The sequence below is a fragment of the Pacificispira sp. genome, assembly GCF_965228185.1.
In the GTDB taxonomy this organism is placed as follows: domain Bacteria; phylum Pseudomonadota; class Alphaproteobacteria; order UBA8366; family Aestuariispiraceae; genus Pacificispira.
The window spans coordinates 431,924-456,535 of sequence record NZ_CBDDHE010000008.1 but is presented as its reverse complement, the minus strand read 5'-3'; the positions used below and the strand labels follow the sequence as shown (position 1 = coordinate 456,535).

The following is a 24,612-nucleotide window of genomic DNA, read 5'->3' as shown; positions in this document are numbered from 1 at the left end:
GTGCTGCTGCGGCGCGATGGACCGGACGGCCTGCGTCTGACGGTGAAGCTGACGCCCAAGGCGGCGGCGGACCGGATCGCCGGGCCCGCAGACGGACCGGACGCGACCCGCCTGTTGAAGGTGCAGGTCACGGCACCCCCGGTCGACGGAAAGGCCAATGCGGCGCTGATCCGATTGCTGGCGAAGACGTTCAAATGCCCGAAAACGTCGCTGAAAGTGGTTTCCGGCGCGACGGATCGCACTAAGGTCGTCGCGATTTCCGGAGACCCGGAAGACCTGGCCGCGCGGATCGCCGCTGCGCTGGGGCTGTCGGGCGCGGATGCGAAAATCGGATAACCGATCCATCAGGAAGGGAACAGGACATGGCGGACGCTCAGATCATCGACGGCAAGGCTTTCGCGGCGGGATTGCGCGAACGGGTCGCGGGCGCGGTGGCGGCGCTGAAGGCGGATCACGGCGTGACGCCCGGTCTGGCGGTGGTTTTGGTCGGCGAAGATCCGGCCAGTCAGGTCTATGTCCGCAACAAGGGCAAGCAGACGCTGGAAGCCGGCATGCAGAGCTTCGAGTTCAAGATGGACGAGACCACCAGCCAGGAAACGCTTCTGGCCAAGGTCCACGAATTGAACGCCGATCCCCGGGTCAACGGTATCCTGGTTCAGCTTCCCCTGCCGAAACAGATAGACGAACAGGCAGTGCTGGCCGCGATCGACCCCGACAAGGATGTCGACGGCTTCCATGTCGTTAATGTCGGGCGCCTGAACACGGGCAGTTCGGACGCGCTGGTGCCCTGCACGCCGCTGGGCTGTCTGCTGCTGTTGCGCGATCATTTCGGCGGTTCGCTGTCGGGGAAGAAGGCGATCGTCGTCGGCCGGTCGAACATCGTCGGCAAGCCCATGTTCAACCTGCTGCTTCAGGAAAGCTGCACTGTCACGGTGGCGCATTCGCGCACGGCGGACCTGCCGGGCGAAGTCGGACAGGCGGATATCGTCATCGCCGCCGTCGGCCGGCCGGAAATGGTCAAGGGCGATTGGCTGAAACCGGGTGCGGTTGTCATCGATGTCGGCATCAACCGGATCGACAAGCCGGAGGGTGGGACGCGGCTGGTCGGCGATGTCGATTTCGCCAGCGCAAAGGCCGTCGCGTCGGCCATCACGCCGGTGCCGGGCGGGGTCGGCCCGATGACCATCGCCTGCCTGCTGCGCAATACGGTCACCGCCGCCTGCCGTCAGAACGGGATCGCCGAACCCGACATGTAATCGCGCCCGCTCACTGCGCGCCGCAGAAGGGGCGCAGTTTGTGGGCCACGCGCCGCAGGTCGGAGGTGTCGCGGGTCTTCGGATCGGCCGGGTCGCCGTCGGCGATACGGATCGCGACCATGCGCTGGGGCAGGAATTGCACCACGGTGCCGCCCCAGCCGCGTCCGGCCGCGACGAATTTCAGGCAGCCCGGCTCCATCGAAACCGGAAAGCGCCAGAACCCCATATGATAACGGCCCGGCCCGGTGGGGTGGGTGATGCCGGTCGGCAGGCCGCGCTCCTGATCGTTGTCCAGGGCCTGGCCGACCATCTCGTGATTCAGCAATGTCCGGCGGATGCCGTTCTGGCTGGCGCGCAGCAGCAGCGTCAGGCGCACGATCTCCCCCGTCGTCGGGAAGAATCCCTCGCTGAGATCCGGAATGCGGTCTTCCGGCTGATCGCCGACGGTCGTCCGCATATGGCCGCGCGGAATGCCGATCGCCGAAAACAGGCGCGCCAGTAGGGCGTCGCGCAATCCCTGACCATTGGCGGATTTCTGTTGCACCAATCGGTCCAGGGCCAGGGCGAGACCGAAGCCGTCCGCCAGGCGGAACCGGAACACGTCACCCGGTTGCCAGGGATAGCTGGGGAAGGTCAGGGCGATTGCCAGCTTCTCTTCGGCGGTTGCTGCCACGCGGATGGCGTGCGCCGTCTCGTCGGAATCCGCCGCGACGAAGCCGGTGACTCGTTTCGGCGTCACTTCTCCCAGACCGGTGGTCATGTTCAACAGATCCCGGATCCGGACCTTGCGCCATTGCGGATGAGCATCGAATTCCGGGACGACATCGCGAATCCGGTCGGTCAGCACGTCATCCCCGGCCCAATGGACGGCATGGGCGGCGGCAACGAATCCCAACAGGGAGGATGACAGCGAATGAATGCCGTGCCGCATCTGGCGACAGAAGGGATAGGGGCCGTGCCGCGTGTTGCAACCGGTCAGGTAGATTGCGCGGTCGACGATCAGGGCGCTGACCGACACTGCGCCGGCGGCGCCGGGCGGCCCGTCGAAATCCTCCGGCGTGTCGTCGACCCCAAGTGTCGACCAATCGCGGTAATCCGGGGCCGAAGCCTGACGCGCTTCATAGGCGGCGATCCGGGTTTCCGCACCGGGAACCGGTCCGGCGGTAAAGTCCGCCTGCGCCACACCCCAGGCATTCGCCGCGCGGTTGGGGGCGGTTTCCTGGGAGAACTGAAAGACCATGGACGATATCGGCCGGCGGTCGCCGAAGCGGAACGCCGCCAGCCCGTTCCGGACATCCCCGGTGCGGCCGTCGACCAGCGCGACGGGCATTACCGCGCGCGACTGGCCGCCGTCCCGTGCTTCCCGCCAGATCCGGCCGACCCCGAACAGCAGCGTCTTGCCACGCCGGTCGATGATCGTCGCCGATGCCTCGGCCAGCGGCACCAATCGGTCGCCATGGGCGATCAGCGCGATCCGGGTCGCGGGCAGAACGACACGCTCGCCGGTCACGCTGCCCAGCCATTGGGAGTTCAGGGGCGTTTCCGGGACGCTCAGATGGCCGCGGATAGGCTCCGCCTGTCCCAGTCGCGGCCCGGCCGGCAGGAAGGCGCTGAGCGCGGCCGGCGTGTTCCGCGGGCCCATGTCCAACATGTCGTCGCGGCTATCCGGCCAGGCAAAAGACAGGATTGTGGGCTTGGAATCGAGGTCCTGCGCCGCGGACAAAGCGAGGGACTGCGCGTCCGCTTCACCGGTCAGGGCGACCAGTAGGAAAAATTTCATTCCGAGGAATGCGCTAATTTTGGGCAGCGTCATGGCCGGTTTCCCTCTCCTCGTTGGGCGGGTTTTCCGCGTGTTGTTTCTCATCCAAACGTCGGGGGCGCCCGGGATTCCGGGGTTTTGGGCAGCCTGTTGTCGCGAAAGGCGTCAATTTCGCGGTGTCGTGCCTAAAATTTGTGCGACGCAATATGCCAAGAATCCTTGAAACAGAATGATTTATCTGTCAGTTTTTGCGGTGCAGCATGATCCGCCTAATCATGCTGCGACGCGAAACGAGCCTTTGGCGACGCCGCGTCCGTATTGGGCGTTTCCTCCCTAAACTTGGGCCGCGTCTTGACGCGGTCCTTTTTTATGGGGCCCCCGTTTTCCGGCCGGACAGGGATGGTGCGGAATTCAGCCGGGGCTCGGATAGACGACCCAGTGCCCGGCATCTGTCTTACAGGCCGTCTCGCGCCCCTGAACGATCTGACCGTCGACCGATACCTGCGCATCGTATTCCCGGCAGATGCGGCCCTGCGTGTCCAGAAAGGTGCGTGTCGGGGTGATGCTGCCATGGGTGCCGGTATTCGCGTTCTGCCAGGTCGCGGTTTCCCCGGTCGTGCCGGAGGTCAGCGTATTATACGCGGTATCGTGCATGGCGGTCTTGTCATATTGGGTCAGACGTTCCGCCAGCAGCTTGCCGCCATAGGCGCCGCCCGCCGCGCCGGCCGCCGCGAACAGCATCCGGCTGGAGCCGCTGCCCAGCATCTGGTAGCCCAGTACCCCGCCCAGGACGAAGCCGGAAATCACGCCGATCGCGATCTTGTCCTCGCGCGACAGGTTTTCCTGACCGGTGGTGCAGGCGGCCTGGGATACCGCCAAGGCGCCGGCAAGGATCAAAGCGATCCAGCGGCGCGCGCCGAATGCCGCAGGGCGTGGGTATGGTAACGGGCGGTTCATCCCGATTCTCCCGAAAGAAACGATGGCGCGGCGGGGAAGCCACGCTCGCGCCATGTCTAGCAGAATCGATGCCACTTCGCCACCAGCCCCGGAATCCCGGTCGTAAAGGGAATGGCTACCGGGCCGGCGCAGGCTCCTCGGCCAGGACGCCGTCCGGCAGGGCGGCCGGTCTCTGTGCCGGCGCCTGCGGCAATACGCGGGCTAGGTCCGGCACCAGGATGCGCAACGGGCGGCTGCCCAGCACGATATCCATCGGCGCCTGGCCGATGACATCGCCGTCGGACTGGATCGGCTGGCCTTTCGGGCCGTCGATCCGCACCCGGTGGGCGCGCAGGACCGTCGCGTCCTTCAGGGTGGGCAAGCGGTTCAGCAGCAGCGCCAGGGCGTATCTGACCAGGGACCGGCGGCGCGTGCCCTTCAGCAGCACCACACACACGCTGTCGTCGCCCATCCGCACATCCGGCGCGATGACGAAGGGGCCGGCGTAGTGGCTGGCATGGGTCACCACAACCAGCCCGGCCTCGTGCCGGATACCGTCGACGGTGACCTGAATCCGGCCCGGACGGCCGGACAGGATTTCGCGGATGGCGGCCAAGACATAGGCCATCTTGCCCAGATATTTCTTCAGACCCCGGTCGACATTCGCCACCACGCGTGCGTCGGTCCCGGCGCTGACCATCAGCAGAAAGCCGCGCTTCCCGGCCAGGGCCGGTCGGATCTCGGCGACATGCCCTTCGGAAGGCAGCCGCGCAGCGCGGCTTAGTTTCAGGCCTAGCCCGGTTTCGAAGGCGAAGACATTGGCAGTGCCCAAAGGTGCGATGGTCATCGGGATCGGGCGCCCGATCAACCCGTTCGCGACCTCGTTGATCGTGCCGTCACCGCCGGCGGCGACCACGACGTCGATCTCGGCCGGGTCCAGTTCGCGCGCGATTTGCGTTGCGTGGCCCGGACCTTCCGTCCGGCGCAGCAGGACTTCGTGCCCGTAGCCGCGTAAATGCTTCAGGAATCGGCGAAGCCGCCCGCGCTGCCGGAACCCGGCGACAGGGTTATAGATTACCGCGACACGTTTGCGAATCGGGGAGGAAACGGGTGACTTGGATCTCACAGACCTAGTGCTCCTGAACTGGTATTTCCGCCTGAAAAGTACAAGTTTCGTTTCGCTTCTATGTCCTGAATATTAAACTTAAATGAAGGTCAAGTAAAAACCAGGTTGTTACTTAATTCTTTCATATTTGACCCGTATTCCCTCGCCCATGAGATCGGAGCTGATGGAGGCCGGATCCGACTGCGGATTCGGACCGGTGGAAAGGCGGATACGGATATGCACGGATTTCGCGGCGTAAGTCGTTACCGGACGGTCTGGGTGTCTGACACGCATCTGGGCACGCGGGGCTGCAAGGCGGATTTCCTGCTGGATTTCCTGCGCCATACCGATTGCGAGACCCTCTATCTTGTCGGCGACATCATCGACGGATGGCGCCTGAAGAAATCCTGGTACTGGACGGAAACCCAGAACGAAGTCGTGCGCGAGATTCTGAAGAAGACGCGCAATGGCTGTCAGGTGATCTATGTCCCGGGCAATCACGACGAAGTCCTGCGCGACTATACCAACCTGTTCTTCGGCGGCGTGCTGGTGAAGGAAGAGGCGATCCATCATGGCGCCGACGGCCGGCGCTATCTGATCATCCACGGCGACAAGTTCGATTCCGTCGTGAAATACGCCAAATGGCTCGCCCATCTGGGCGACTGGGCCTACACGGTGCTGCTGTCGACCAATCATTACTTCAACATGGTGCGGCGCTGGCTGAAACTGCCCTACTGGTCGCTGTCGGCCTTCCTGAAGCAGAAGGTCAAGAACGCGGTCGAATTCATCAGCCATTTCGAGGAGGCGGTCGCCCATGAGGCCCGCAGCCGGGGTGTGGATGGGGTCGTGTGCGGCCATATCCACCATGCCGAAATGCGCGACATCGACGGTATCCTGTACTGCAATGACGGCGACTGGGTGGAGAGCTGCACCGCGCTGGTCGAACACTCGGACGGCAAGCTGGAAATCGTGCGCTGGGCGGAGATGCCGGAATATGTCGCGGCGCCGGAAGCGAAACGCCTGACCAGCAAGGCGCCCGCCTGAACATCCTGATCCCGACGGAGTAGAAATGGCGGAAACCGCATCCCGTCCCGAATCCGAGTCTCTTGACGCAATCGCCCGCGAAGTCGACGCCATTCCCGGCCGTCGGCTGGTGATCGTCAGCGACGCCTGGTTCCCGCAGATCAACGGTGTCGTCCGCACCCTGGACCGAACGCGCCAGGAATTGCAGGCGATGGGCCTGGACGTGCATGTCATCGGCCCGGACCGGTTCCGCACGATTCCCTGTCCGACCTATCCGGAGATCCGGCTGGCCGTGAATGCGCCCTGGCGGCTGCCGAAATTGATGGAAGGCCTGATGCCGGCCGCGGTCCATATCGCCACGGAAGGGCCGCTGGGCAGCATCGCCCGGCGTTTCTGCCGCAAGCGGGGGCATGCCTTCTCCACCAGCTTCCATACCCGCTTTCCGGAATACATCCATGCCCGTTGCCGACTGCCGGTCGGGATCACCTATTCCTGGATGCGCCGTTTCCATGGCGATGCCGAAGTAACCATGGTGACCACGCCGACCATGCGCGACGATCTGGCGGGGCGTGGGTTCAAGCACCTGGAGGTCTGGTCGCGCGGCGTCGATCTGGACCTGTTCAAGCCGCGGTCGAAGGATCTGCTGCCCTATCCGCGGCCGATCTTCATGAATGTCGGCCGGGTGGCGGTGGAAAAGAATATCGGCGCCTTCCTGGATCTGGCCCTGCCGGGGACGAAGGTCGTGGTCGGCGGCGGGCCGCAATTGGAAGAACTGCGTCAATCCTATCCGGATGTGAAGTTCCTGGGGCCCAAGACCGGCGAGGATCTGGCCGCGCATTACGCCGCCGCCGATGTCTTCGTCTTCCCCAGTCGCACCGACACGTTCGGGCTTGTGCTGCTGGAAGCGCTGGCATCGGGCGTGCCGGTCGCGGCGCTGCCGGTGCCCGGACCGATCGACGTCATCGCCGACCATCCCTGCGGCGTCCTGGACGAGGATTTGCAGCGCGCGGCCATCCGGGCGTTGGAAATCGACCCGGCCCTGTGCCGCCGCCATGCCGAGACATTTTCCTGGGAATCCTGTTCGCGGCAGTTCCTGCGCAATCTGCAGCCAGTCGCCCAGGCTTTGGTGCCCCAGGGAACTGGTGCCGCCTCCGCCCCCGCCGAAGCCGTCTGAGACCGGAAAGCCCGCGCCGCGCGGCGTGACGCCCCATGCGACGCATGCTATAGGGCGCCGACTTTCCTGTTAACACGCAAGCGGATAGCGGCAAGCGGTGGCCAAGCACAGCATCGGCGAGAGAATCCGGAACCGGATCGGCATGGACGCATCCACGCGCGCCATGACGGTGCGCATCTGGCGCGACTACATGTCCGAACACAAATGGTGGGTGGTCTTCGCCGCCTTCTGGATGGTCGTCGTCGCTTCGACCTCTGCCGGGATCGCGGGCCTGATCGAGCCGACCCTGGATCGCGCCTTTGCCCAGCGCAGTGAATTCTGGATTTGGGTCTGCGCCATCGGGTTCTTCGGATTGTCCGTCCTGCGCGGGGCCGGCAGTTTCGCCCAATCGGTCACCATGCAAATGGTCGGACTGCGGGTGATCGAAAAAATCCAGAACCAGATGTTCCATTCCTTCCTGCGGATCGAAATCCAGTTCCTGGAAAACGAGGGCACGGCGAAGCAGCTCTCCCGCTTCATCACGGACTGCTACTTCCTGCGCGACGCCGTGACCAAGGTCTTCACCGGCGCGGGCCGGGACACTGTGACCCTGATTTTCATGATCGGCGTCATGTTCTATCAGAACTGGGAACTGGCGCTGTTCTCGCTGATTTTCTTCCCGATCAGCGTCCTGCCCATCGCCCGGATCGGCAAGCGACTGCGCAAAGTGTCGGAGGCGACCCAGAACGAATTCGCCGAAATGACCTCGGTCCTGGACGACAGCCTGTCCAACGCTCGGTCGGTGCGCGCCTATTCGATGCAGGAGTATGAGCAGCAGCGCGGCGCGGACGCTTTCCGCAAGACCTATAAGCTGGTTCTGAAATCGATCCGCACCCGGGCGCTCAGCTATCCGATCATGGAAACCCTGGCCGGGTTCACCCTGTTCACCATCATCGTGATCGGCGGGCTGCAGATTCTGGCGGGCGAACAGACCGTCGGGTCCTTCATGTCCTTTTTCACCGCCGTCTTCATGGCCTATCAGCCGATGCGCAGCCTGGCGAGCCTCAACAACACGCTGCAGGAAGGCCTCGCCGCCGCCGGCCGGTGTTTCGAAATCGTCGACTACGATCCGAAGATCAAGAACCGGCCGGGCGCCAAACCGCTGAAGGGCGGCAAGGGCCGGGTCACGCTGCAGGATGTCCAGTTCACCTATGACGGCGAAGCGGCGGTGCTGAACGGCGTCAACATCGATATCTTGCCGGGCGAGACGGTGGCGCTGGTCGGGCCGTCCGGTGCGGGCAAGACGACGGTGCTGAACCTGATCCCGCGCTTCTATGACGTGACGGCGGGAAGGGTCCTGATCGACGGCGAGGATGTGAAGCAGGCGACGCTGGAATCGGTCGCGGCGCAGATCGCCCTGGTCAGCCAGGAGCCGGCGCTGTTCAACGACACGATCCGCGCCAACATCGCCTATGGCCGCTTCGGCGCGTCCCAGGACGAGATCGAGGAAGCCGCCCGCAACGCCGCCGCCCATGACTTCATCCTGAACCTGCCCGACGGTTACGACACCATGGTCGGCGAGCAGGGGCTGCGGCTGAGCGGCGGGCAGCGTCAGCGCATCGCCATCGCGCGCGCGATGCTGAAACAGGCGCCGATCCTGCTGCTGGACGAGGCGACTTCGGCGCTGGATGCGGAATCGGAACGAAAGGTCCAGGCGGCGCTGGAGCGCCTGATGGTCGGGCGCACGACCATCGTCATCGCGCACCGGCTGGCGACGATCCGCCGGGCCGACCGCATCTATGTGATGGACAAGGGACTGGTTGCCGAAACCGGCACCCATGACGAACTGGCGCGCAAGGGCGGGCTCTATGCGCGGCTCAGCAAGTACCAGTTCCAGGAAGTCCCGGACGATCCCGCCGACGGCCGACAGGGGTAGACGCATGGGGGCGTTGAAACGGCTCACCAAACAGGCATGGTTCCACCGCCTGATGTGCGGTCTCATCGCCGGCTATATCCGCTTCGTGCGCTATACCTCGCGCTGGGACGTCACCGGCACCGAAGACCGCGACCGTCTGATGGCGGAGGGACAGCCCTATATCATCGCGCTGTGGCATAACCGCATCGGCATGATGCCCTATGCCTATGCCGAGAAATCCCACCAGCTCTGTGTCGTCGCCTCCGGCCACCGCGACGGGCGGATCGTCATCGACGCAATGGGCCGGTTCGGCTTCGAAGGCATTCCGGTCGACAGCAAGGACGGCGCCAAGGCGACCCGTGCCATCGTGAAGCGCCTGAAGGCCGGCGGCCATGTCGGCTTCACCCCCGATGGCCCGCGCGGCCCCCGCCTTGTGGTCAAGGAAGGGATGATCGTGATCGCGTCGCTGGCGAAGGTGCCGATCATCCCGGTCTCCTATGCCATGAAACGGCGCAAGGTGCTGGGGACCTGGGACCGGTTCCAGCTGCCGCTGCCGTTCAATCGCGGGATTTGCCGCTGGGGCGCGGCGATCGAACTGCCGCCGCGCGCCGATGAGGCGACGCGCGAAGAATACCGCCGCCGCATCGAAGGCATACTGAACGACATGACCGATGCCTGTGACCGCGAGATGGGGCACGATCCCGTTCCGCGCGCCGGGTCCGACGGCGGGGTGGGTGCATGATCGCACGGGGCCTCTATCTCGCCGCGACCGCGCTGGCCGCGCCGCTGATCGACCGCTATCTGGACAAGCGCCTGGCGCGCGGCAAGGAGGATGCGGCGCGGTTCGGCGAACGCCGGGGACGCCCCGGTCGGCCGCGCCCGGAAGGGCCGCTGGTTTGGATTCATGCGGCCAGCAACGGCGAAGCGATGTCCTCGCTGCCTCTGGTGCAGCGCATCCTGGACCGCGATCCGAAAGGCCATGTCCTGGTGACCACCGGGACGGTGACCAGCGCGAAGCTGATGGCGGCGCGGTTGCCCGCCCGTGCGATCCATCAATATGTCCCTGTCGACCGCACCGCCTGGGTCCGGTCCTTCCTCAAGCATTGGCGGCCGGATACCGGGATCTGGGTCGAATCCGAATTCTGGCCGGCGCTGATCTGGGAAATGCGTCGGGCAGGCAAGCCGATGGCGCTGGTGAACGGACGTGTCTCGCTGAAATCCCTGGCGCGCTGGCGGCGCATCCCGGGCATTGCGGTCGATCTGCTGGACGGGTTCGATCCCTGCCTGGCCCAGACACCGAAGGACGCGGCCCATCTGCGGGATCTGGGCGCGGCCAAGGCGGATTGCGTCGGTAACCTGAAACTGTCGGTCCCGCCGCAGCCTGTCGACGGCGCGGTGCTGGAGACCGAGCGCGCCCGGTTGCGCGGCCGGCCGGTCTGGGTCGCGGCCAGCACCCATCCGGGCGAGGAGGCGATCGTCGCCGAGGCGCATCGCGATCTGGCGGTGGCAAAGCCCGATATTCTGACCATTCTGGTGCCGCGTCATCCGCATCGGGGCGAGGAAATCGCCGGGATGTTGCGCGACAAGGGGCTGACGGTCGCATTGCGGTCGCGCGGTGACGCCCTGACGCCCACCGTCTCGGTCTATGTCGCCGACACGTTGGGTGAACTGGGCCTGTTCTATCGGCTGGCCCCGGTCGCGATGATCGGCGGCAGCCTGTGCGGCGGACATGGCGGGCATAATCCGATCGAGCCTGCGCAATTGGGCTGCATTCCGCTCTGCGGCCCCGATATGACGAATTTCGCGACGGTCGCCGCCGACCTGCTGGATCGGGGCGGTATGGCCCAGGTGGCGGATGCGGCGGATCTGGCACGTGCCGTCCGTCGACTGTTGGAAGATTCCAAGCGGCGCAGCACCATGGCGAAAGCGGCGGGGCAGGTCACCGTCGAAGGGGCGGCGACGGCCGACCGGGTGATGGCCCGGCTGGCGCCGATCCTGCCGCCGGTCACGCCGGGCACGGGACGATGAGGCCGCCTGCCTTCTGGTCCGCCCCGAAGGCGGGCGTTCTGTCCGGGTTGCTGACGCCCCTGTCCTGGCTGTGGCGCGCCGGTGGGGCCGCTAGGCGGGCGCGGATCATCCCGTTCCGTCCGGACATCCCCGTCCTCTGCGTCGGGAACGCGGTCCTGGGCGGCGCGGGCAAGACGCCGGTTGCCCTGTCCCTGGCAGAGGCGCTGATTCAGGACGGCCACCGCCCGCATTTCCTGACCCGCGGCTATGGCGGGTCGGCGCCAGGACCGCATGCCGTGGACCTGGAAACGGACACGTCCGCCACCGTCGGTGACGAGGCGCTGCTGCTGGCCCGGATCGCGCCGGTCTGGGTCGCGAAGGACCGGGGCCAGGGCGCGCGCGCGGCGCAGGCTGCCGGGGCCAGTCATATCGTCATGGATGACGGGTTTCAGAATCCCGGTGTCGCAAAGACTGTTTCGATCCTGGTCGTCGATGCGCAATCCGGTTTCGGCAATGGCCGCATCTTTCCGGCCGGGCCGCTGCGGGAGCCTGCGGCGGCGGCATTGGATCGTGCCGGTATCGTCGTCGTGATGGGCCCCTTCGATGCGCCGGTACCGCCGGGGATCGACGCTGCGGGCAAGGCTGTCGTCCGCGCAAGTGTGGTCGCCGCCGCGCCGCCGCTGCCGCCCGGCACGCCCTGTCTCGCCTTCGCGGGTATCGGGCGGCCGGAAAAGTTTTTTGCCACCGCGGAGGCGATCGGACTAAAACTACTCCGCCGCCGCGCCTTTCCGGATCACCATCCCTATTCCGAAGAGGATTTGCGGCGCCTGATCCAGGACGCGCGGTCTTGCGGCGCGCGTCTGATAACGACGGAGAAAGATGCTGTGCGCGTTCCGCCCCGGTACGCCGATGACGTGACTGCTCTGCCCATCGTCCTGGAATGGCAGGGCGGTCGGTCGCTCTATTCCGTCCTCAAATCGGTATGTCCGGATGTCGTTTAAGGAAGCGTATCGCCGCCGGGGTGTCTCCGGCATGCTGGTCTATGCAATCCAGGCCGCCGCGATTCAGGGGGCCTTGGAAACGCTCAGCATCCTGCCGCTGTCTTTCGCGTCGGGCTTCGGCAGCCTGCTGTTCCGAACCGTCGGCCCGTTCCTGAAGGCGGATAAGGTTGCCAGGCGCAATCTGGCCCTTGCCTTCCCCGACTGGGATCAGGCGCAGATCGACCGGACCGTGCGCGATGTCTGGGACAATCTGGGACGCGGCGCCGGCGAATTCGCGCATGTCACCAAGATCGACCCGACCGCGCCGGACAGTCCGGTCACCGTGATCGGCCTGGAGAACCTGCTGAGCGCCAAGGAACACGGCGCGTTCATCCTGCTGTCGGCCCATATCGCGAATTGGGAGATGGCGGCGCTGGTCCCGGCCTATTACGGCATCCGGCTGAACAACATCTACCGACATGCCGACAATCCGTGGATGGACAAGTATTTCCGTCGCAAACGCGGGGCGCTGACCGGGCGGTTGATTCCGAAGGGCGTGAAGGGGATCCGCGAGATCTTCGCCGGCATGAAGCGCGGCGAGCCGGCCGGGGTCCTGATCGATCAGAAGTTGAACGAGGGCCGCCCGATCCCGTTCTTCGGCCGCGACGCGATGACCGCGACCGCGCCGATCGAAATGGCGGTCCAGATGAAGCTGCCGATCGTGCCGGTCCAATTGGAACGGGTCGAAAAGACGAAATTCATCCTGACCTTCCATCCCTGGATGGAACTGCCGGATACCGGCGACCGGGGCGAAGACGCGATCACCGTCATCAAGACCTTCAACGCCATGCTGGAAAGCTGGATCCGGAAACGGCCGGGTCAGTGGTTCTGGGTCCATAAACGCTGGCCGAACTGAGAAGGACGCGCCCCATGCCGGAACAGGACTTCAAGGACCATTTCTCCGGCATGGCGCAATCCTATGCGCAATACCGGCCGCGCTATCCCGACACGCTCTTTGAAGCCCTGGCCGATCTGGCGCCGGACCGGGGGTTGGCCTGGGATTGCGGCTGCGGCAACGGACAGGCGACGGCGGGTCTGGCACGGCAGTTCGACCGTGTCATCGCGACCGACCCCAGCGCGGCCCAGATCGACCGGGCGGAACCGATAGACAATGCCGATTTCCTGGTCGCTGCGGCGGAAAGCGCACCGCAGATTCCCGACGGGTCGGTCGATCTGACCGTTGCGGCCCAGGCGGCGCATTGGTTCGACCTGCCGCGCTTCTATGACGAGGTCCGGCGTGTTTCGCGGCCGGGGGCGTTGCTGGCGCTGGTATCCTATCGTCCGACCCGGATCGACGACGCGGCAGCCGATCCGGCGTTGCAGGAATTCTATGCCGGGATCGTCGGTCCCTATTGGCCGCCGGAACGCCGCCATGTCGACGAAGGCTACGCCTCGCTGGACTTCCCCTTCCCGGAACTGGCCGGTCCCGACATGGTCATGGAAGTGTCCTGGACGCTGGATCGTCTGGTCGCCTATGCCGGGACCTGGTCGGCGGTGAAGGAATACCGGCGGCTTGAGGATGCGGACCCGCTGCCGCGTTTCCGCGATCTTCTGATCCCGGTTTGGGGCGATCCGGCCTCGGAGAAGCGCGTCTTTTGGCCGCTGGCCTTCCGACTGGGCCGGATCGGTCAGTCCGGCGTGTAGGACGGGCCCGGCATCGGCCCGGCGAACAGGGATGCGTCCAGGCGCTTTTCGAACCAGTTGACGCGCCAGTCCAGATGCGGGCCGGTCGACCGTCCGGTCGATCCGACGGTGCCGATCACGTCGCCCTTCTTGACGAACTGCCCTTCCTCGACCGCGATCGATTTCAGGTGCAGGAAGGTCGACGCCAGGCCGCGCCCATGGTCGATCATCAGGGTCGCACCGGAAAAATACATATCCGGATGGACGAGGCTGACCATGCCGTCGGCCGGGGCGACGATTTCCGTGCCTTCCTTGGCGGCGATGTCGAAACCGTAATGCGGCTGTTTCGGCGCGCCGTTCAGGATGCGCTGGCTGCCAAAGACGCCGGTGATCTTGCCCTGAACGGGCCAGATCCAGCCGGTCTTGTACCAGGTTTCCGGCGAATTGCGGTTGCGGGCCGCCCGTGCGGCGGTGGCATCCGCGGCGATGCGCGCCATGACTTCGGGCGGCGGTTCGACCTTGTCCTGCGGCAGGCCGTCGATGCGCTGAATGTCGTAATTGCGCGCATCGACCTGCAGCGGATAGGCCTTCTTGGTGCCGTCCGGCAGGGTCACGTTCAGGACCGTGTCATTCGGCTCGTCCCGGTGGAAGCCGATGATGAAGACGCCGTCGTCGCCGACCGTGACGTCTTTCCCGTCATATTCGACCGTGCTGCCCGGCGGCACCGTGCCTTCGGCATGACCGCCCTGGGTCAGAATGCCGCTCAGCATCAGCGCGTCCTGCGCGACGGCCGGAAGGGAGGCGCCCATGAGGGCCCCCATCGAAGCGATAGCGATCAGCAATTTGCGCATCAGAACAGCTCCTCCTGAGCCGCATCGGCGCCGGGTTTGGCGGCCGGTTTGCGTTTCTTCGGCGGCGGCTTGCCGCCATCGGACACCAGGGCGTTGACCCGCGTGTCCTCCTTGAACTCGATCTCGATACCCATACCCCCGGACAGTAACGCGCCATCGGTGACAAGGTTGCCGTCGGCATCGCGGACGACGGTATAGCCGCGCGCCAAGGTCCCCTTATAGCTCAGGGCCTCGACGGCGCTGCCCAGCCGTTTCAGGCGGTCGGCCAGATCGCCCATGCGGCGGGAAACGGCGTCCGGCATCCGGGTTTCGGCCTGAAGATCGGTCAGCCGCCGCGCGTCCCGACGCAGGGCGGAACGGGCGGCGCGATCCAGCCGGTCGGCCCGGTCGGACAGTTTCTCCCCCGCCCCGCGCAGCTGCTCCGCCGGTGACCGCAGGCGCGCCGCCAGGGTTGTCAGCCGGTCCTCCCGGCGCTCCGAGGCCCGCCGCGCCGCTTGCGCCAGGCGTTCGGACAGATCGTCCAGCCGCTGTTCCTTGGTTTCCATCATCCGTTTCGGATGCGGCAGGCCGCGCGCCAGCCCTTCCAGGAAGCGCGTGCGGTTGTCGACGCCGCGCGTCACGGCCTGAATGATGCGCTGGGCGAAACCGTTCAGATCGGCCAGCAGGTCCATGCGCACCGGCACGGCAATTTCCGCCGCCGCCGTCGGGGTCGGCGCGCGCCGGTCGCTGGCGAAATCGATCAGGGTCGTGTCGGTTTCGTGCCCGACGGCCGAAATCAGCGGGATCTGGCTGGCCGCGGCCGCGCGCACCACGATTTCTTCGTTGAAGGACCACAGATCTTCCAGCGATCCGCCGCCGCGCGCGACGATCAGCAGGTCCGGGCGCGGCACCGTTCCGCCCGGCGCGATGCGGTTGAACCCGTCGATGGCGGCCGCGACCTGTTCCGCAGCGCCGTCGCCCTGAACCAGAACCGGCCATAACAGCACATGGCGCGGGAACCGGTCCGCCAGCCGGTGCAGGATGTCGCGGATCACCGCCCCGGTGGGCGAGGTCACGACGCCGATCACCTCCGGCAGGAAGGGCAGGCGGCGCTTGCGGTCCTCGTCGAACAGACCCTCGGCCGCCAGCTTGCGTTTGCGCTCTTCCAGCAGCTTCAGAAGCGCGCCTTCGCCGGCCAGCTCGACCTGTTCGATCACGATCTGATATTTCGACCGTCCGGGATAGGTTGTCAGGCGGCCGGTGGCGATAATCTCCAGCCCGTCCTCCGGACGCACGGTCAGCTTGGCCGCCGATCCGCGCCAGCAGACAGCGTCCAGCACCGCCTCCTCATCCTTCAGCGCCATATAGAGATGGCCCGACCCGGCGCGTTTGAAGCCGGAAATCTCGCCGCGCACCCGGACATAGGAATAGGAATCCTCGACCGTGCGTTTCAGCGCGCGGGACAGTTCGGAGACAGAGAGTTCCTGGACGTTGCGGGTCATGGGGCCGCAGGATGACATGCTCCGCCGGTCAGGAAAACGCTCTGTCGCGAAAGCAGGGCGATTTCCGGCGCGGCGGCGGGTCAAGGCGGTTTGTCAGACCCGCCGAAAGTGCTATGTCGGGGGGCGCGCGGCGGCCCAGGCGCCGCGCCGTTCCAGGCATGCATTCAAGGACAATGAAGAGGCGGCGCAATGCGGGTTTTGGTCATCGGGTCCGGCGGACGGGAACATGCGCTGTGCTGGGCCATCGCGGCGTCGCCGTTGCTGACGAAGCTCTATTGCGCGCCGGGCAATGCCGGGATCGCGCGCGAGGCCGAATGCGTCGCCATCGGTGCCGACGATTCCGATGCCCTCCTGGATTTCTGCAAACGCGAGAAGATCGATCTGGTCGTGGTCGGGCCGGAGGCGCCGCTGGTCGCAGGCTTGGCCAACCGCCTGCGCGCGGAGGGGATCCGCACTTTCGGGCCGGATGCCGCCGCGGCGCAGCTCGAAGGCTCCAAAGGGTTCAGCAAGGACATCTGCGCCAAGTACAATATCCCGACCGCCGCCTATCGCCGCTTTACGGAGGCCGGCGCCGCCAAGGCCTATATCCGCGAAATGGGCGCGCCGATCGTGGTCAAGGCCGACGGGCTGGCCGCGGGCAAGGGCGTCACCGTCGCCATGACGGAAGAGGAGGCGATTGCCGCCGTCGATGCCGCGATGACCGACGGGGCCTTCGGTGCGGCCGGGGCCGAATTGGTGATCGAGGAATGCATGGTCGGCGAGGAACTGTCCTTCTTCGCGCTGGCCGATGGCGAAACGGCACTGCCGCTGGCCTCCGCTCAGGATCACAAGCGGGTCGGCGACGGCGATACCGGCCCGAACACGGGCGGCATGGGGGCCTATTCCCCCGCACCGGTCTGCACGCCGGAGCTTGAACGCCGGATCATCGACGAGATCCTGACCCCGACCGTCGAGGCGATGAAAGCCGAAGGCGCGCCGTTCAAGGGCGTGCTGTTCATCGGCCTGATGATCACCGAGGAAGGGCCGAAGGTCATCGAATACAATGTCCGCTTCGGCGATCCGGAATGCCAGGTGCTGATGATGCGCCTACAATCGGACATCCTGCCGGCCCTGATCGCGACGGCGGACGGGACGCTGAAGAATTTCGATCTGCGCTGGCAGCCCAAGGCGGCGATGACGGTGGTTCTGGCCAGCGACGGTTATCCGGGCACCTATCAGAAGGGCACGGTGATCCGGAATGTGGACGGGGCCGAGGCCGATCCGGATGTCACGGTCTTCCATGCCGGGACTGCCCGGAACGATGCCGGAGACCTGATCGCCACGGGCGGTCGCGTCTTGAACGTCACCGCCGTCGGCGACACGGTGGGTGCTGCGCGCGACAGCGCCTATGCCGCGGTCGATCTGATCCAATGGCCGGAAGGCTTCTGCCGCCGCGACATCGGCCACCGCGCGCTGGACTGACCGACGGGGCGCGCGATGCAGGATCTGGCCGCCTCGATCATCGACCGCTTGTCCCTGCTGTTCGACGCGCCGCCCTGGATCGTCCTGCTGACGCTGGTTTTCGTCGTCGTGCTGATTGTCGGGGTCGGCATTGTGCTGCGCGAAGGCCGCGCGGCGCAGAAGGGGCCGAACTGGGACCGCGACCCGGACGAAATGCGCGATCTGTCGCCTCATCTGCGGCGCGCGCGCCTGCAAATGATCGCCGCCGGCATCGCGATGGTCTTCATTCTGATTATTGCCGCCTTAAATCTGATATCGAACTGAGTTACTCAAACCGCGAAGTGAGGTTGCATGACCGCCGATACCGACGCCCTTTCTCTGATCCAGGATCTGGTCGACCGTGCGAAAAAGGCCGGTGCCGACGCCGCCGACGCGGTCGCGGGCCTGTCCACCTCCGTCAGCCACGCCCAGCGCCTGGGTAAGACGGAAAAGCTGGAACGGGACGAATCCCAGGATCTTGGGTTGCGGGTTCTGATCGGGAAGAAACAGGCCATCGTGTCTTCCAACGATTGGAAGGCGGACGGGCTGGACCTGCTGGTCGAACGTGCGGTGGCAATGGCGAAGGCGGTTCCAGACGATGAGTATTGCGGTATTGCCGATCCGGATCAGATTGTCGGCCCGGACTACCCCACGCTGGAAATGTACGATTCGGAAGAGCCGTCGGCCGAAACCTTGATCGCGCGGGCGAAGGAAACCGAGGATGCGGCCCTTTCCGTCGACGGCATCACCAATTCCGAAGGGGCGGAAGCGTCCTGGTCGCATTTCCGCATTGCCCTGGCCGCCAGCAACGGTTTCGCCGGCACCTATGAGGGCAGCCGCCACAGTGTTGGCGTGTCGGTCCTGGCCGGGACGGGGACCGAGATGGAATCCGACCATGATTATGCGACGAAGATTTTCGGTGCGGATCTGCCGTCCTGCGCCGAGATCGGGCGCAACGCCGCCGACCGGGCGCTGAAGAAGCTGGGTGCGCGCAAGCCGCCGACGGCCCATGGTGTGCCGGTCGTGTTCGATCCGCGTGTCTCGGGCGGCATGGTCCGTCACCTGACCGGCGCCATCAACGGATCGTCGGTCGCGCGCGGCACGTCCTTCCTGAAGGACCGGATGGGCGAACAGATCATGGCGGCGGGTATCACCATCGTCGACGACCCGCATATGGATCGCGGTCTGGCGTCGAAACCCTTCGACGCGGAAGGCCTGCCCAATCAGCGCCGGAACCTCGTCGATCAGGGCGTGTTGCAGACCTGGGTTCTGGACCTGCGCACGGCGCGGCAGCTCGGCCTGACCTCGACCGGCCATGCCAGCCGGGGCACCGGCGGCCCGCCCGGCCCGTCGACCACCAATACGCATCTGGCCGCCGGCACCGTATCGCCGGAAGACCTGATCGCCGATATCGAACGCGGCTTCTACGTGACCTCGGTCATGGGGATGGGGGTCAGCATGATCACCGGCGATTACAGCCGGGGCGCGTCGGGCTTCTGGATCGAAAACGGGCAGATCGCCTATCCGGTGAACGAGGTCACGATCGCCGGGAATCTGAAGGACATGTTCCTGGCGATGACGGCCGCCGACGATCTGGAATTCAAATACGCCACCAACGCACCGACGCTGCGCGTCGACGGCATGACGGTCGCCGGGACCTGATACGCCCCCGATCCGCTTATCGGACGCGGTCGGACCGCCGTTCCAGCCGCAGCACATCGCGCCAGTGCCCCGCCATCGGTCCTTTCGGCATGATGGCGGCGGCGCGCTGACGGCCCAGGCAGCGGAAGCCATGGGCGGCGTGCAGGATCAGGCTCGCCTTGTTCTCCGGGAAGATGCCGGCGGTCAGGGTCCAGATGCCCGCCGCCTCGCTTTCGCCCACCAGCGCCGCCATCAGGGCGTGGCCGACGCCGCGACCCTTGGCGCGGTCGGCGACATAGACCGATACCTCGCAGATTCCGCGATAGACCGGCCGGGCGGAAACCTGCGACAGCACCGCGAAGCCCAGCACTGTTCCGTCGGCCCCTTGGGCGACCAGACGCGGCGCGGACAGCTTTCCGGCCGAGAAGCTCTCCCAGTCGCCGGGATCGGTCTGGAAGGTCGCATGGCCGGTTTCGATCCCTTCGGCATAGATTGCCATCACGGATTCGGCGTCGCGCGCCTCCATTGCCCGGATTGTGCAATCGCTTTCGCGCGTCGCCGCGTCGCCGGTTAGCGCCGACAGATCACAAACCCAGCCGAACAGATCCCCCTCGCTGGCGATCAGGTCCAGCGCCCGGTCGTGATCGTCCAATTCCAGCGCGGCGCAGCAGTCGGCGACGGTCAGGCAGGTATAGCCCCGGTCGACCGCCTCGCGCAGGGTCGTGTGCACGCAGCAGGAGGTCGTGACCCCGCATAGGATCAGATGGGTGACGCCGCGCTGCCGCAACTGCGCATCCAGGTCCGTTGCGTGGAACGCGCCGAATCCCGGTTTGTCGACCACCGGCTCGCCCGGCGCGGGGCGCAGCCGGTCGATGAAATCGTGCCCCGCCTCGCCGCGAATGAGAAAACGGCCCAGCGGACCTTCGCTGACCGAGCCGCGCCGGGCGCGCTTGGCCGGGTGCATGTCCGACAGATCGGGCGCATAGCCTTCGCGGGTGTGAAACACGGCGTGACCTTGCGTCCTGGCCCATCCGGTCAGGCGTTCGACCCTGGGCACGATGGCGCGGGCGAAGGCGGGATCGTCGCCCAGGACGGCGCACATGCCCTGCGGGTCGATGAAATCGCGCTGCATGTCGATCACCAACAGCGCGGTCTTCCCGCTTTCCGGCAGGGACAGGCGGTGTCCGCCCCGGCAATTCACGACCCCGGTCAATACACGTCCTCCCGTTCCAGATCGTCCGGCGTACCGGCCTCGATCACCTTTCGCGCGATGTCATAGGAAAATCCCTGCCGCCCCAGCGCCGCAAGGTCCCGTTCGCGATTGGATTCCCGATTCTCTTCCGGGCGCCAGGGGCCGATGCGCCGGCGGCGGGCATAATTCACGGCGGCGGCCAGATCGGTTTCGGATCCGACCTCCTCGCGCAGTTCCTCCAGCGCGGCGGTGACCGTTTCCTCCTCCACGCCCTTCAGGGATAGGGTCTGACGGATCGCGCGGGCGGATTTGCCCTGCCGATGCAGTCCCGCCGCCCGGGCCGTGGCATAGGCCTTGTCGTCCAGCAGACCGGCGCGGCGATACCGATCGATCAGGTCGGACACCGCCTTTTCGCCCGCCGCCGCGTCGGTCCCGTGCAGTTCCGCCGACCGGTAGACCCGGCGCATCAGAACGCGTCGCAGGTTCTCGGCGCTGCTGGCATAGCGTTCGAGATAGTGCAAAGCGGCCCGTTCCAGACGCTCCGGCGTCGCGGGTTTGGGGCCGCGTCTGTAAGAATTCTTTCTCGAATTATTTTCTTTCGACATTTCAAAAGGTTAGCAAAAAAATTCGGTTAAAGTGAGATTTTTTTCGGGGGGCTGTGATTGTCATCACATCAGGATTGGGAAAGCGGGCCTACATTAAGGATGTAACGACGACGGCGAAGCCAAGAAGGCGACGCGGTTGAGAAGTTCCGGAAGACCTGGGCCAAAATCCTGCCCCTCCCATCCGGCTCAGGTCTATCGGGGTAAGGCGGCGACGGGAAACCCCGTCGCCGCCGTTTCTTTTGGCCCCGAAAAAACCAAGGATTGGGCGGATCAGGCGAGTTCGATCGAATCGCCCGGGCGGATCGTGCCGCCCATGATCACCTTGGCATGGACGCCGCAATCGATATGACCGAAGCCCTTGCGCAGGCTCAACGGGATGTTCATGTCGACATCGCCGCTCGCTGGGTTGACGTTGGTCGCGGCGCACCGGTCGATCCGCATCAGGATTTCCAGCACGCATTCGCCGACCCGGATCCGCTTGCCGACCCAGTCGAATTCCTGCCAGGGCTTCAGCCCGTCGACATAAAGATTGCCACGGAACCGCATCAGGTCGACCGGTTCACGCGTCACTCGCTCCAGGTCGCTGACACTGGCCCGGTTGATCAGGGAGACCTTGGCCTCCTCCATATCCGTGAATTGTACCTCGTGCGGCGCCTCGACGATCTTCGGATTGCCGCGCGGGCCGCTGGGCATGAAGCTGTTCAGGAAGGTCTGCAGCAGCGTCCGGCCCATCGGGTCGTCCAGGCGTCCCTTGCTGATCTGTTTGCCCTTGCGGAAGATCGTCAGGGTGCGTGTCTCTTCATCGAAGGACGTTTCCAGCTGCGCCAGTTTCTCGTCGCGCGCCAGGCACAGGAAATTCGCCTTCTTGGCCCATACCGGCGCGGCGGCGTCGACTGTGCTGGAATCGTGCACGATGGCCCAATTCCGGTCGAAGGGGAGGCCCAATCCGGGGGTCAGGGCGACGGAATCCAGCCGGTCCGGCCCCATGCCCTTCATCGGATAGCGGAATATGTCTGTCAGCGTCATCGTCATGGCGCGGAAGAGTATCGGAAGTCGCCCGGCTGACAAGCCTGGATACGGGGCTTTTCCGTCCCCAAATCGATCCTTACGATCGATTGCGAACGGACAAGAAGGACGGGCCGTCACGGACCCGTCCGGCAGGAAAGGGAGGGCCCATGCCCGCACGGCCAGTGAAAGCCGACAAGGTCGGGATTCCGCGCTTCAAATGGAAGGCCCGCAAACAGGCCCAGATCTTCGACTTGTCGAGCCATGAACGGGCGCGGGACGCCCTGGAATTCGGGCTGCAGACCGAGGAACCGGGCTTCAATGTCTTCGTCCTGGGCCCTGACCGCGCGGGCCGAATGACGGAGACGCTGAACTATATCCGTCAGACGCTGGACGGGCGTCCGCCGGCCCCGGACTGGGTCTATCTGAACAATTTCAAGCGGACGCACCGTCCGAAGCCGTATCGCCTGCCCGCCGGGACGGGCCGCCGACTGCGCGACGCCCTGGAAGGGTTCGTCGCCGGATTGCGCGCGGCGCTGAAGCAGACTTTCGAAGGCGACCGCTATCAGGAGGATGTGAAATCCGCCCAGCAGCGCGCCGCCGCCGAGGCCGAGGGCGCCATGGCCCAATTGCGGGCGGACGCGGCCGATCAGGGATTGGGCATCTTTCAGGGAGAGCACGGCCCGGTCATTGCCCCGGCCGATGCCAATGGCGGCCCGGTCGGGTTCGACACGATCCCGCCGGAGGAGCGCGAGACCAAGACCCAGGCGGCCCAGGCCATTGCCGAGCGCCTGAACGCGATCAATGCCAAAGCCGCCAAGGACCGCGCGGCGCTGGTGGACCGGGTTGCCGATATCACCCGCGATGCGGCGCGCGACACCTGCAAGACCCTGATGCAGCCCCTGATCGAAAGCTTCGGCGGCTATGGCCTGAACCGGTGGTTCGTGGAACTGGAACAGGACATTCTGGACAATCTGCGGGCCTTCGGTCCTGCCCAGGACATGAAGGGCCGGCCCAATACCGCAGAGCCGCCCGAACGCCGCTATGCGGTCAATCTGCTGGTCGACAATGGCGACCTGACCCACCCGCCCATCGTCCTGGAATCGACGCCGAGCTATGGCCATCTGTTCGGGCGGATCGAGTACCGGCCGGGCCAGACCCATCTGGAAACCGATTTCACGCTGATCCGCGCCGGGGCGCTGCACCGCGCGAATGGCGGTGTACTGGTCCTGCGCGCGGATGCGCTGGCGGCCGATCCCCTGGCCTGGCCCGCCCTGGTCGGTGCCCTGCGCGACGGTCAGGTCCGGATTGAGGAACCGCACCGTCAGGGCGCGCTGCCGGTGATCGGCGCCCCGTCCCCGAAAGCGATTGATCTGGATCTGAAGGTGGTCATCGTCGGCACGCCGGCGATCTATTACGGCGGTTATTCCCGGTCGCCGGATTTCCAGACCCTGTTCAAGGTGAAGGCCGATATCGCCCAGGACATGCCCGCCAATGCCGCCAATCTGGCGCTCTATGGCACGGTGCTGCGCGACCGGGTCAAGGGGTGCACGGGCCGCGGCATCGATGATGGGGCGGTCGGTTATCTTCTGGGCATGGCGACCCGGTGGAACGGCGACCGGACACGGTTGAGCGCCCAGATCGAACGGCTGGACGACATCGTGATCGAGGCATCGGCCCGGAATCCCGGCAAGAAGAAGCTGACCGAGGCCGACCTGGTGGCCGCACATGCCGCGCAGTTGCGCCGCAACGACCGGATCGAGGGCCACAGCCAGGATATGATCGAACGCGGCACCGTCATGATTGCGACGGAGGGCGAAGTCACCGGTCAGATCAATGCCCTGACCGTGCGCGATATGGGCGATCACGCCTATGGCGGCCCGTCGCGGGTCACAGCGCGGGCCAGCGTCGGCCGGCACGGTGTCCTGAACATCGAACGCCAGGTGGATATGGGCGGCCCGATTCAGCAGAAGGGCGCGATGGTCTTGCAAGGCTATCTGTCTGGCCTGTTCGCCCGCACCGCGCCGCTGTCCTTCAACTGCTCGATCACCTTCGAACAGAATTATGGCGGGGTGGAAGGCGACAGTGCGTCCCTGGCGGAACTGATCGCGGTTCTGTCCGACCTTGGCGGCGTGCCGCTGCGCCAGGATCTGGCGATCACCGGTTCCGTCAATCAGCGGGGGGAATCCCAGGCGGTGGGCGGCGTTCATCACAAGGTCGAGGGCTTTTTCAAGGCCTGCCGACGGCGCGGCCTGACGGGCAGCCAAGGCGTGCTGGTCCCGCAGGCAAATGCCGACAGCCTAGTGGTCGATGACGAAACCGCCGCCGCCATCCGCGACGGCAAATTCCATCTCTACACCATCCGCCATGTCGACGAGGCGCTGGAACTGTTCAGCGGTCTCAAGGCCGGGAAGCCGAACGCGTCCGGAACCTATCCCGAAGACACGTTCTACGGACGGGTTAAGCGGCAATTGCAGGGCTTCGATAATGCGCTGTTCCGGCGCGAAGCCGCGCTTGTCCGGGCCGGGGAGGCGGAGTAAC

Annotated in this window: 22 protein-coding genes; 14 read left to right on the top strand and 8 right to left on the bottom strand. The window is 65.6% G+C overall.

Annotation, left to right across the window (positions count from 1 at the left end):
- Together ACO06O_RS16910 and folD are read left to right on the top strand one after the other, a co-directional pair.
- Positions 1-336 (top strand): DUF167 domain-containing protein, encoded by a 336-nt coding sequence (locus ACO06O_RS16910; protein WP_420418744.1) that lies wholly within the window; start codon positions 1-3, stop codon positions 334-336.
- A 26-nt stretch (positions 337-362) separates the two neighbouring features.
- Positions 363-1,256: a bifunctional methylenetetrahydrofolate dehydrogenase/methenyltetrahydrofolate cyclohydrolase FolD gene (gene folD / locus ACO06O_RS16905; RefSeq protein ID WP_421882349.1), complete on the top strand. Its 894-nt coding sequence runs from the start codon at positions 363-365 to the stop codon at positions 1,254-1,256.
- A 10-nt stretch (positions 1,257-1,266) separates the two neighbouring features.
- Here folD and ACO06O_RS16900 read toward each other — a convergent pair whose 3' ends face one another.
- The 3 genes from ACO06O_RS16900 to ACO06O_RS16890 form a co-directional block, all read right to left on the bottom strand.
- Positions 1,267-3,036 (bottom strand): hypothetical protein, encoded by a 1,770-nt coding sequence (locus tag ACO06O_RS16900; RefSeq protein WP_421882346.1) that lies wholly within the window; start codon positions 3,034-3,036, stop codon positions 1,267-1,269.
- Between the two features lie 390 nt (positions 3,037-3,426).
- Positions 3,427-3,972: an RT0821/Lpp0805 family surface protein gene (locus tag ACO06O_RS16895; protein ID WP_421882343.1), complete on the bottom strand. Its 546-nt coding sequence runs from the start codon at positions 3,970-3,972 to the stop codon at positions 3,427-3,429.
- 115 nt (positions 3,973-4,087) lie between these two features.
- Complete coding sequence (locus ACO06O_RS16890; RefSeq protein WP_421882340.1) at positions 4,088-5,077, bottom strand: diacylglycerol/lipid kinase family protein; 990 nt, start codon at positions 5,075-5,077, stop codon at positions 4,088-4,090.
- Positions 5,078-5,293: 216 nt separating this feature from the next.
- Between ACO06O_RS16890 and ACO06O_RS16885 the strand changes: the two genes are divergently transcribed.
- From ACO06O_RS16885 to ACO06O_RS16850, 8 genes are all read left to right on the top strand, one after another.
- Positions 5,294-6,100 (top strand): UDP-2,3-diacylglucosamine diphosphatase, encoded by an 807-nt coding sequence (locus ACO06O_RS16885; protein WP_420418739.1) that lies wholly within the window; start codon positions 5,294-5,296, stop codon positions 6,098-6,100.
- A 25-nt stretch (positions 6,101-6,125) separates the two neighbouring features.
- Positions 6,126-7,253 carry a glycosyltransferase family 4 protein gene (locus ACO06O_RS16880; RefSeq protein ID WP_420418738.1) on the top strand — a complete coding sequence of 376 codons (1,128 nt, stop codon included), beginning with the start codon at positions 6,126-6,128 and terminating at the stop codon, positions 7,251-7,253.
- 142 nt (positions 7,254-7,395) lie between these two features.
- A complete protein-coding gene (locus ACO06O_RS16875; protein WP_421882337.1) occupies positions 7,396-9,168 on the top strand; it encodes an ABC transporter ATP-binding protein in 1,773 nt (590 codons plus the stop codon).
- Positions 9,169-9,172: 4 nt separating this feature from the next.
- A complete protein-coding gene (locus tag ACO06O_RS16870) occupies positions 9,173-9,889 on the top strand; it encodes a lysophospholipid acyltransferase family protein (protein ID WP_421882335.1) in 717 nt (238 codons plus the stop codon).
- On the top strand, positions 9,886-11,175 hold the full coding sequence (locus ACO06O_RS16865; RefSeq protein ID WP_421882332.1) for a 3-deoxy-D-manno-octulosonic acid transferase: 1,290 nt from the start codon (positions 9,886-9,888) through the stop codon (positions 11,173-11,175). The genes ACO06O_RS16870 and ACO06O_RS16865 overlap by 4 nt, the downstream gene beginning before the upstream one ends.
- Positions 11,172-12,155: a tetraacyldisaccharide 4'-kinase gene (gene lpxK, locus ACO06O_RS16860; RefSeq protein WP_421882330.1), complete on the top strand. Its 984-nt coding sequence runs from the start codon at positions 11,172-11,174 to the stop codon at positions 12,153-12,155. Before ACO06O_RS16865 ends, lpxK begins: the two co-directional genes overlap by 4 nt.
- Positions 12,145-13,050, top strand: a complete 906-nt coding sequence (locus ACO06O_RS16855) for a lysophospholipid acyltransferase family protein (protein ID WP_421882328.1) — start codon at positions 12,145-12,147, stop codon at positions 13,048-13,050. The genes lpxK and ACO06O_RS16855 overlap by 11 nt, the downstream gene beginning before the upstream one ends.
- Before the next feature lie 14 nt (positions 13,051-13,064).
- Positions 13,065-13,838, top strand: a complete 774-nt coding sequence (locus ACO06O_RS16850; protein ID WP_421882325.1) for a class I SAM-dependent methyltransferase — start codon at positions 13,065-13,067, stop codon at positions 13,836-13,838.
- Here ACO06O_RS16850 and ACO06O_RS16845 read toward each other — a convergent pair.
- Positions 13,823-14,668 carry a M23 family metallopeptidase gene (locus ACO06O_RS16845; RefSeq protein WP_421882322.1) on the bottom strand — a complete coding sequence of 282 codons (846 nt, stop codon included), beginning with the start codon at positions 14,666-14,668 and terminating at the stop codon, positions 13,823-13,825. The genes ACO06O_RS16850 and ACO06O_RS16845 overlap by 16 nt on opposite strands.
- Positions 14,668-16,149, bottom strand: a complete 1,482-nt coding sequence (xseA, locus tag ACO06O_RS16840) for an exodeoxyribonuclease VII large subunit (protein WP_421882318.1) — start codon at positions 16,147-16,149, stop codon at positions 14,668-14,670. The genes ACO06O_RS16845 and xseA overlap by 1 nt, the downstream gene beginning before the upstream one ends.
- Before the next feature lie 189 nt (positions 16,150-16,338).
- On the opposite strand from xseA, the gene purD reads away from it, so the two are divergent.
- The 3 genes from purD to ACO06O_RS16825 are packed head-to-tail and all read left to right on the top strand — an operon-like array spanning position 16,339 to position 19,290.
- The gene (gene purD, locus ACO06O_RS16835) at positions 16,339-17,610 is read left to right on the top strand and encodes a phosphoribosylamine--glycine ligase (RefSeq protein ID WP_421882315.1); all 1,272 of its coding nucleotides are present in this window, start codon (positions 16,339-16,341) and stop codon (positions 17,608-17,610) included.
- A 15-nt stretch (positions 17,611-17,625) separates the two neighbouring features.
- Positions 17,626-17,913 (top strand): hypothetical protein, encoded by a 288-nt coding sequence (locus ACO06O_RS16830; protein WP_421882312.1) that lies wholly within the window; start codon positions 17,626-17,628, stop codon positions 17,911-17,913.
- Positions 17,914-17,940: 27 nt separating this feature from the next.
- Positions 17,941-19,290: a TldD/PmbA family protein gene (locus ACO06O_RS16825; RefSeq protein ID WP_421882309.1), complete on the top strand. Its 1,350-nt coding sequence runs from the start codon at positions 17,941-17,943 to the stop codon at positions 19,288-19,290.
- Positions 19,291-19,306: 16 nt separating this feature from the next.
- Here the strand turns inward: ACO06O_RS16825 and ACO06O_RS16820 are convergent, their stop codons facing one another.
- The 3 genes from ACO06O_RS16820 to ACO06O_RS16810 form a co-directional block, all read right to left on the bottom strand.
- Positions 19,307-20,482 (bottom strand): isochorismatase family protein, encoded by a 1,176-nt coding sequence (locus ACO06O_RS16820; RefSeq protein WP_421882307.1) that lies wholly within the window; start codon positions 20,480-20,482, stop codon positions 19,307-19,309.
- On the bottom strand, positions 20,479-20,982 hold the full coding sequence (locus ACO06O_RS16815) for a regulatory protein RecX (protein ID WP_421882305.1): 504 nt from the start codon (positions 20,980-20,982) through the stop codon (positions 20,479-20,481). The genes ACO06O_RS16820 and ACO06O_RS16815 overlap by 4 nt, the downstream gene beginning before the upstream one ends.
- A gap of 354 nt (positions 20,983-21,336) precedes the next feature.
- Complete coding sequence (locus ACO06O_RS16810) at positions 21,337-22,092, bottom strand: MOSC domain-containing protein (protein ID WP_421882303.1); 756 nt, start codon at positions 22,090-22,092, stop codon at positions 21,337-21,339.
- A 149-nt stretch (positions 22,093-22,241) separates the two neighbouring features.
- On the opposite strand from ACO06O_RS16810, the gene ACO06O_RS16805 reads away from it, so the two are divergent.
- The gene (locus ACO06O_RS16805) at positions 22,242-24,611 is read left to right on the top strand and encodes a Lon protease family protein (RefSeq protein WP_421882301.1); all 2,370 of its coding nucleotides are present in this window, start codon (positions 22,242-22,244) and stop codon (positions 24,609-24,611) included.
- Position 24,612: the final 1 nt, after the last annotated feature.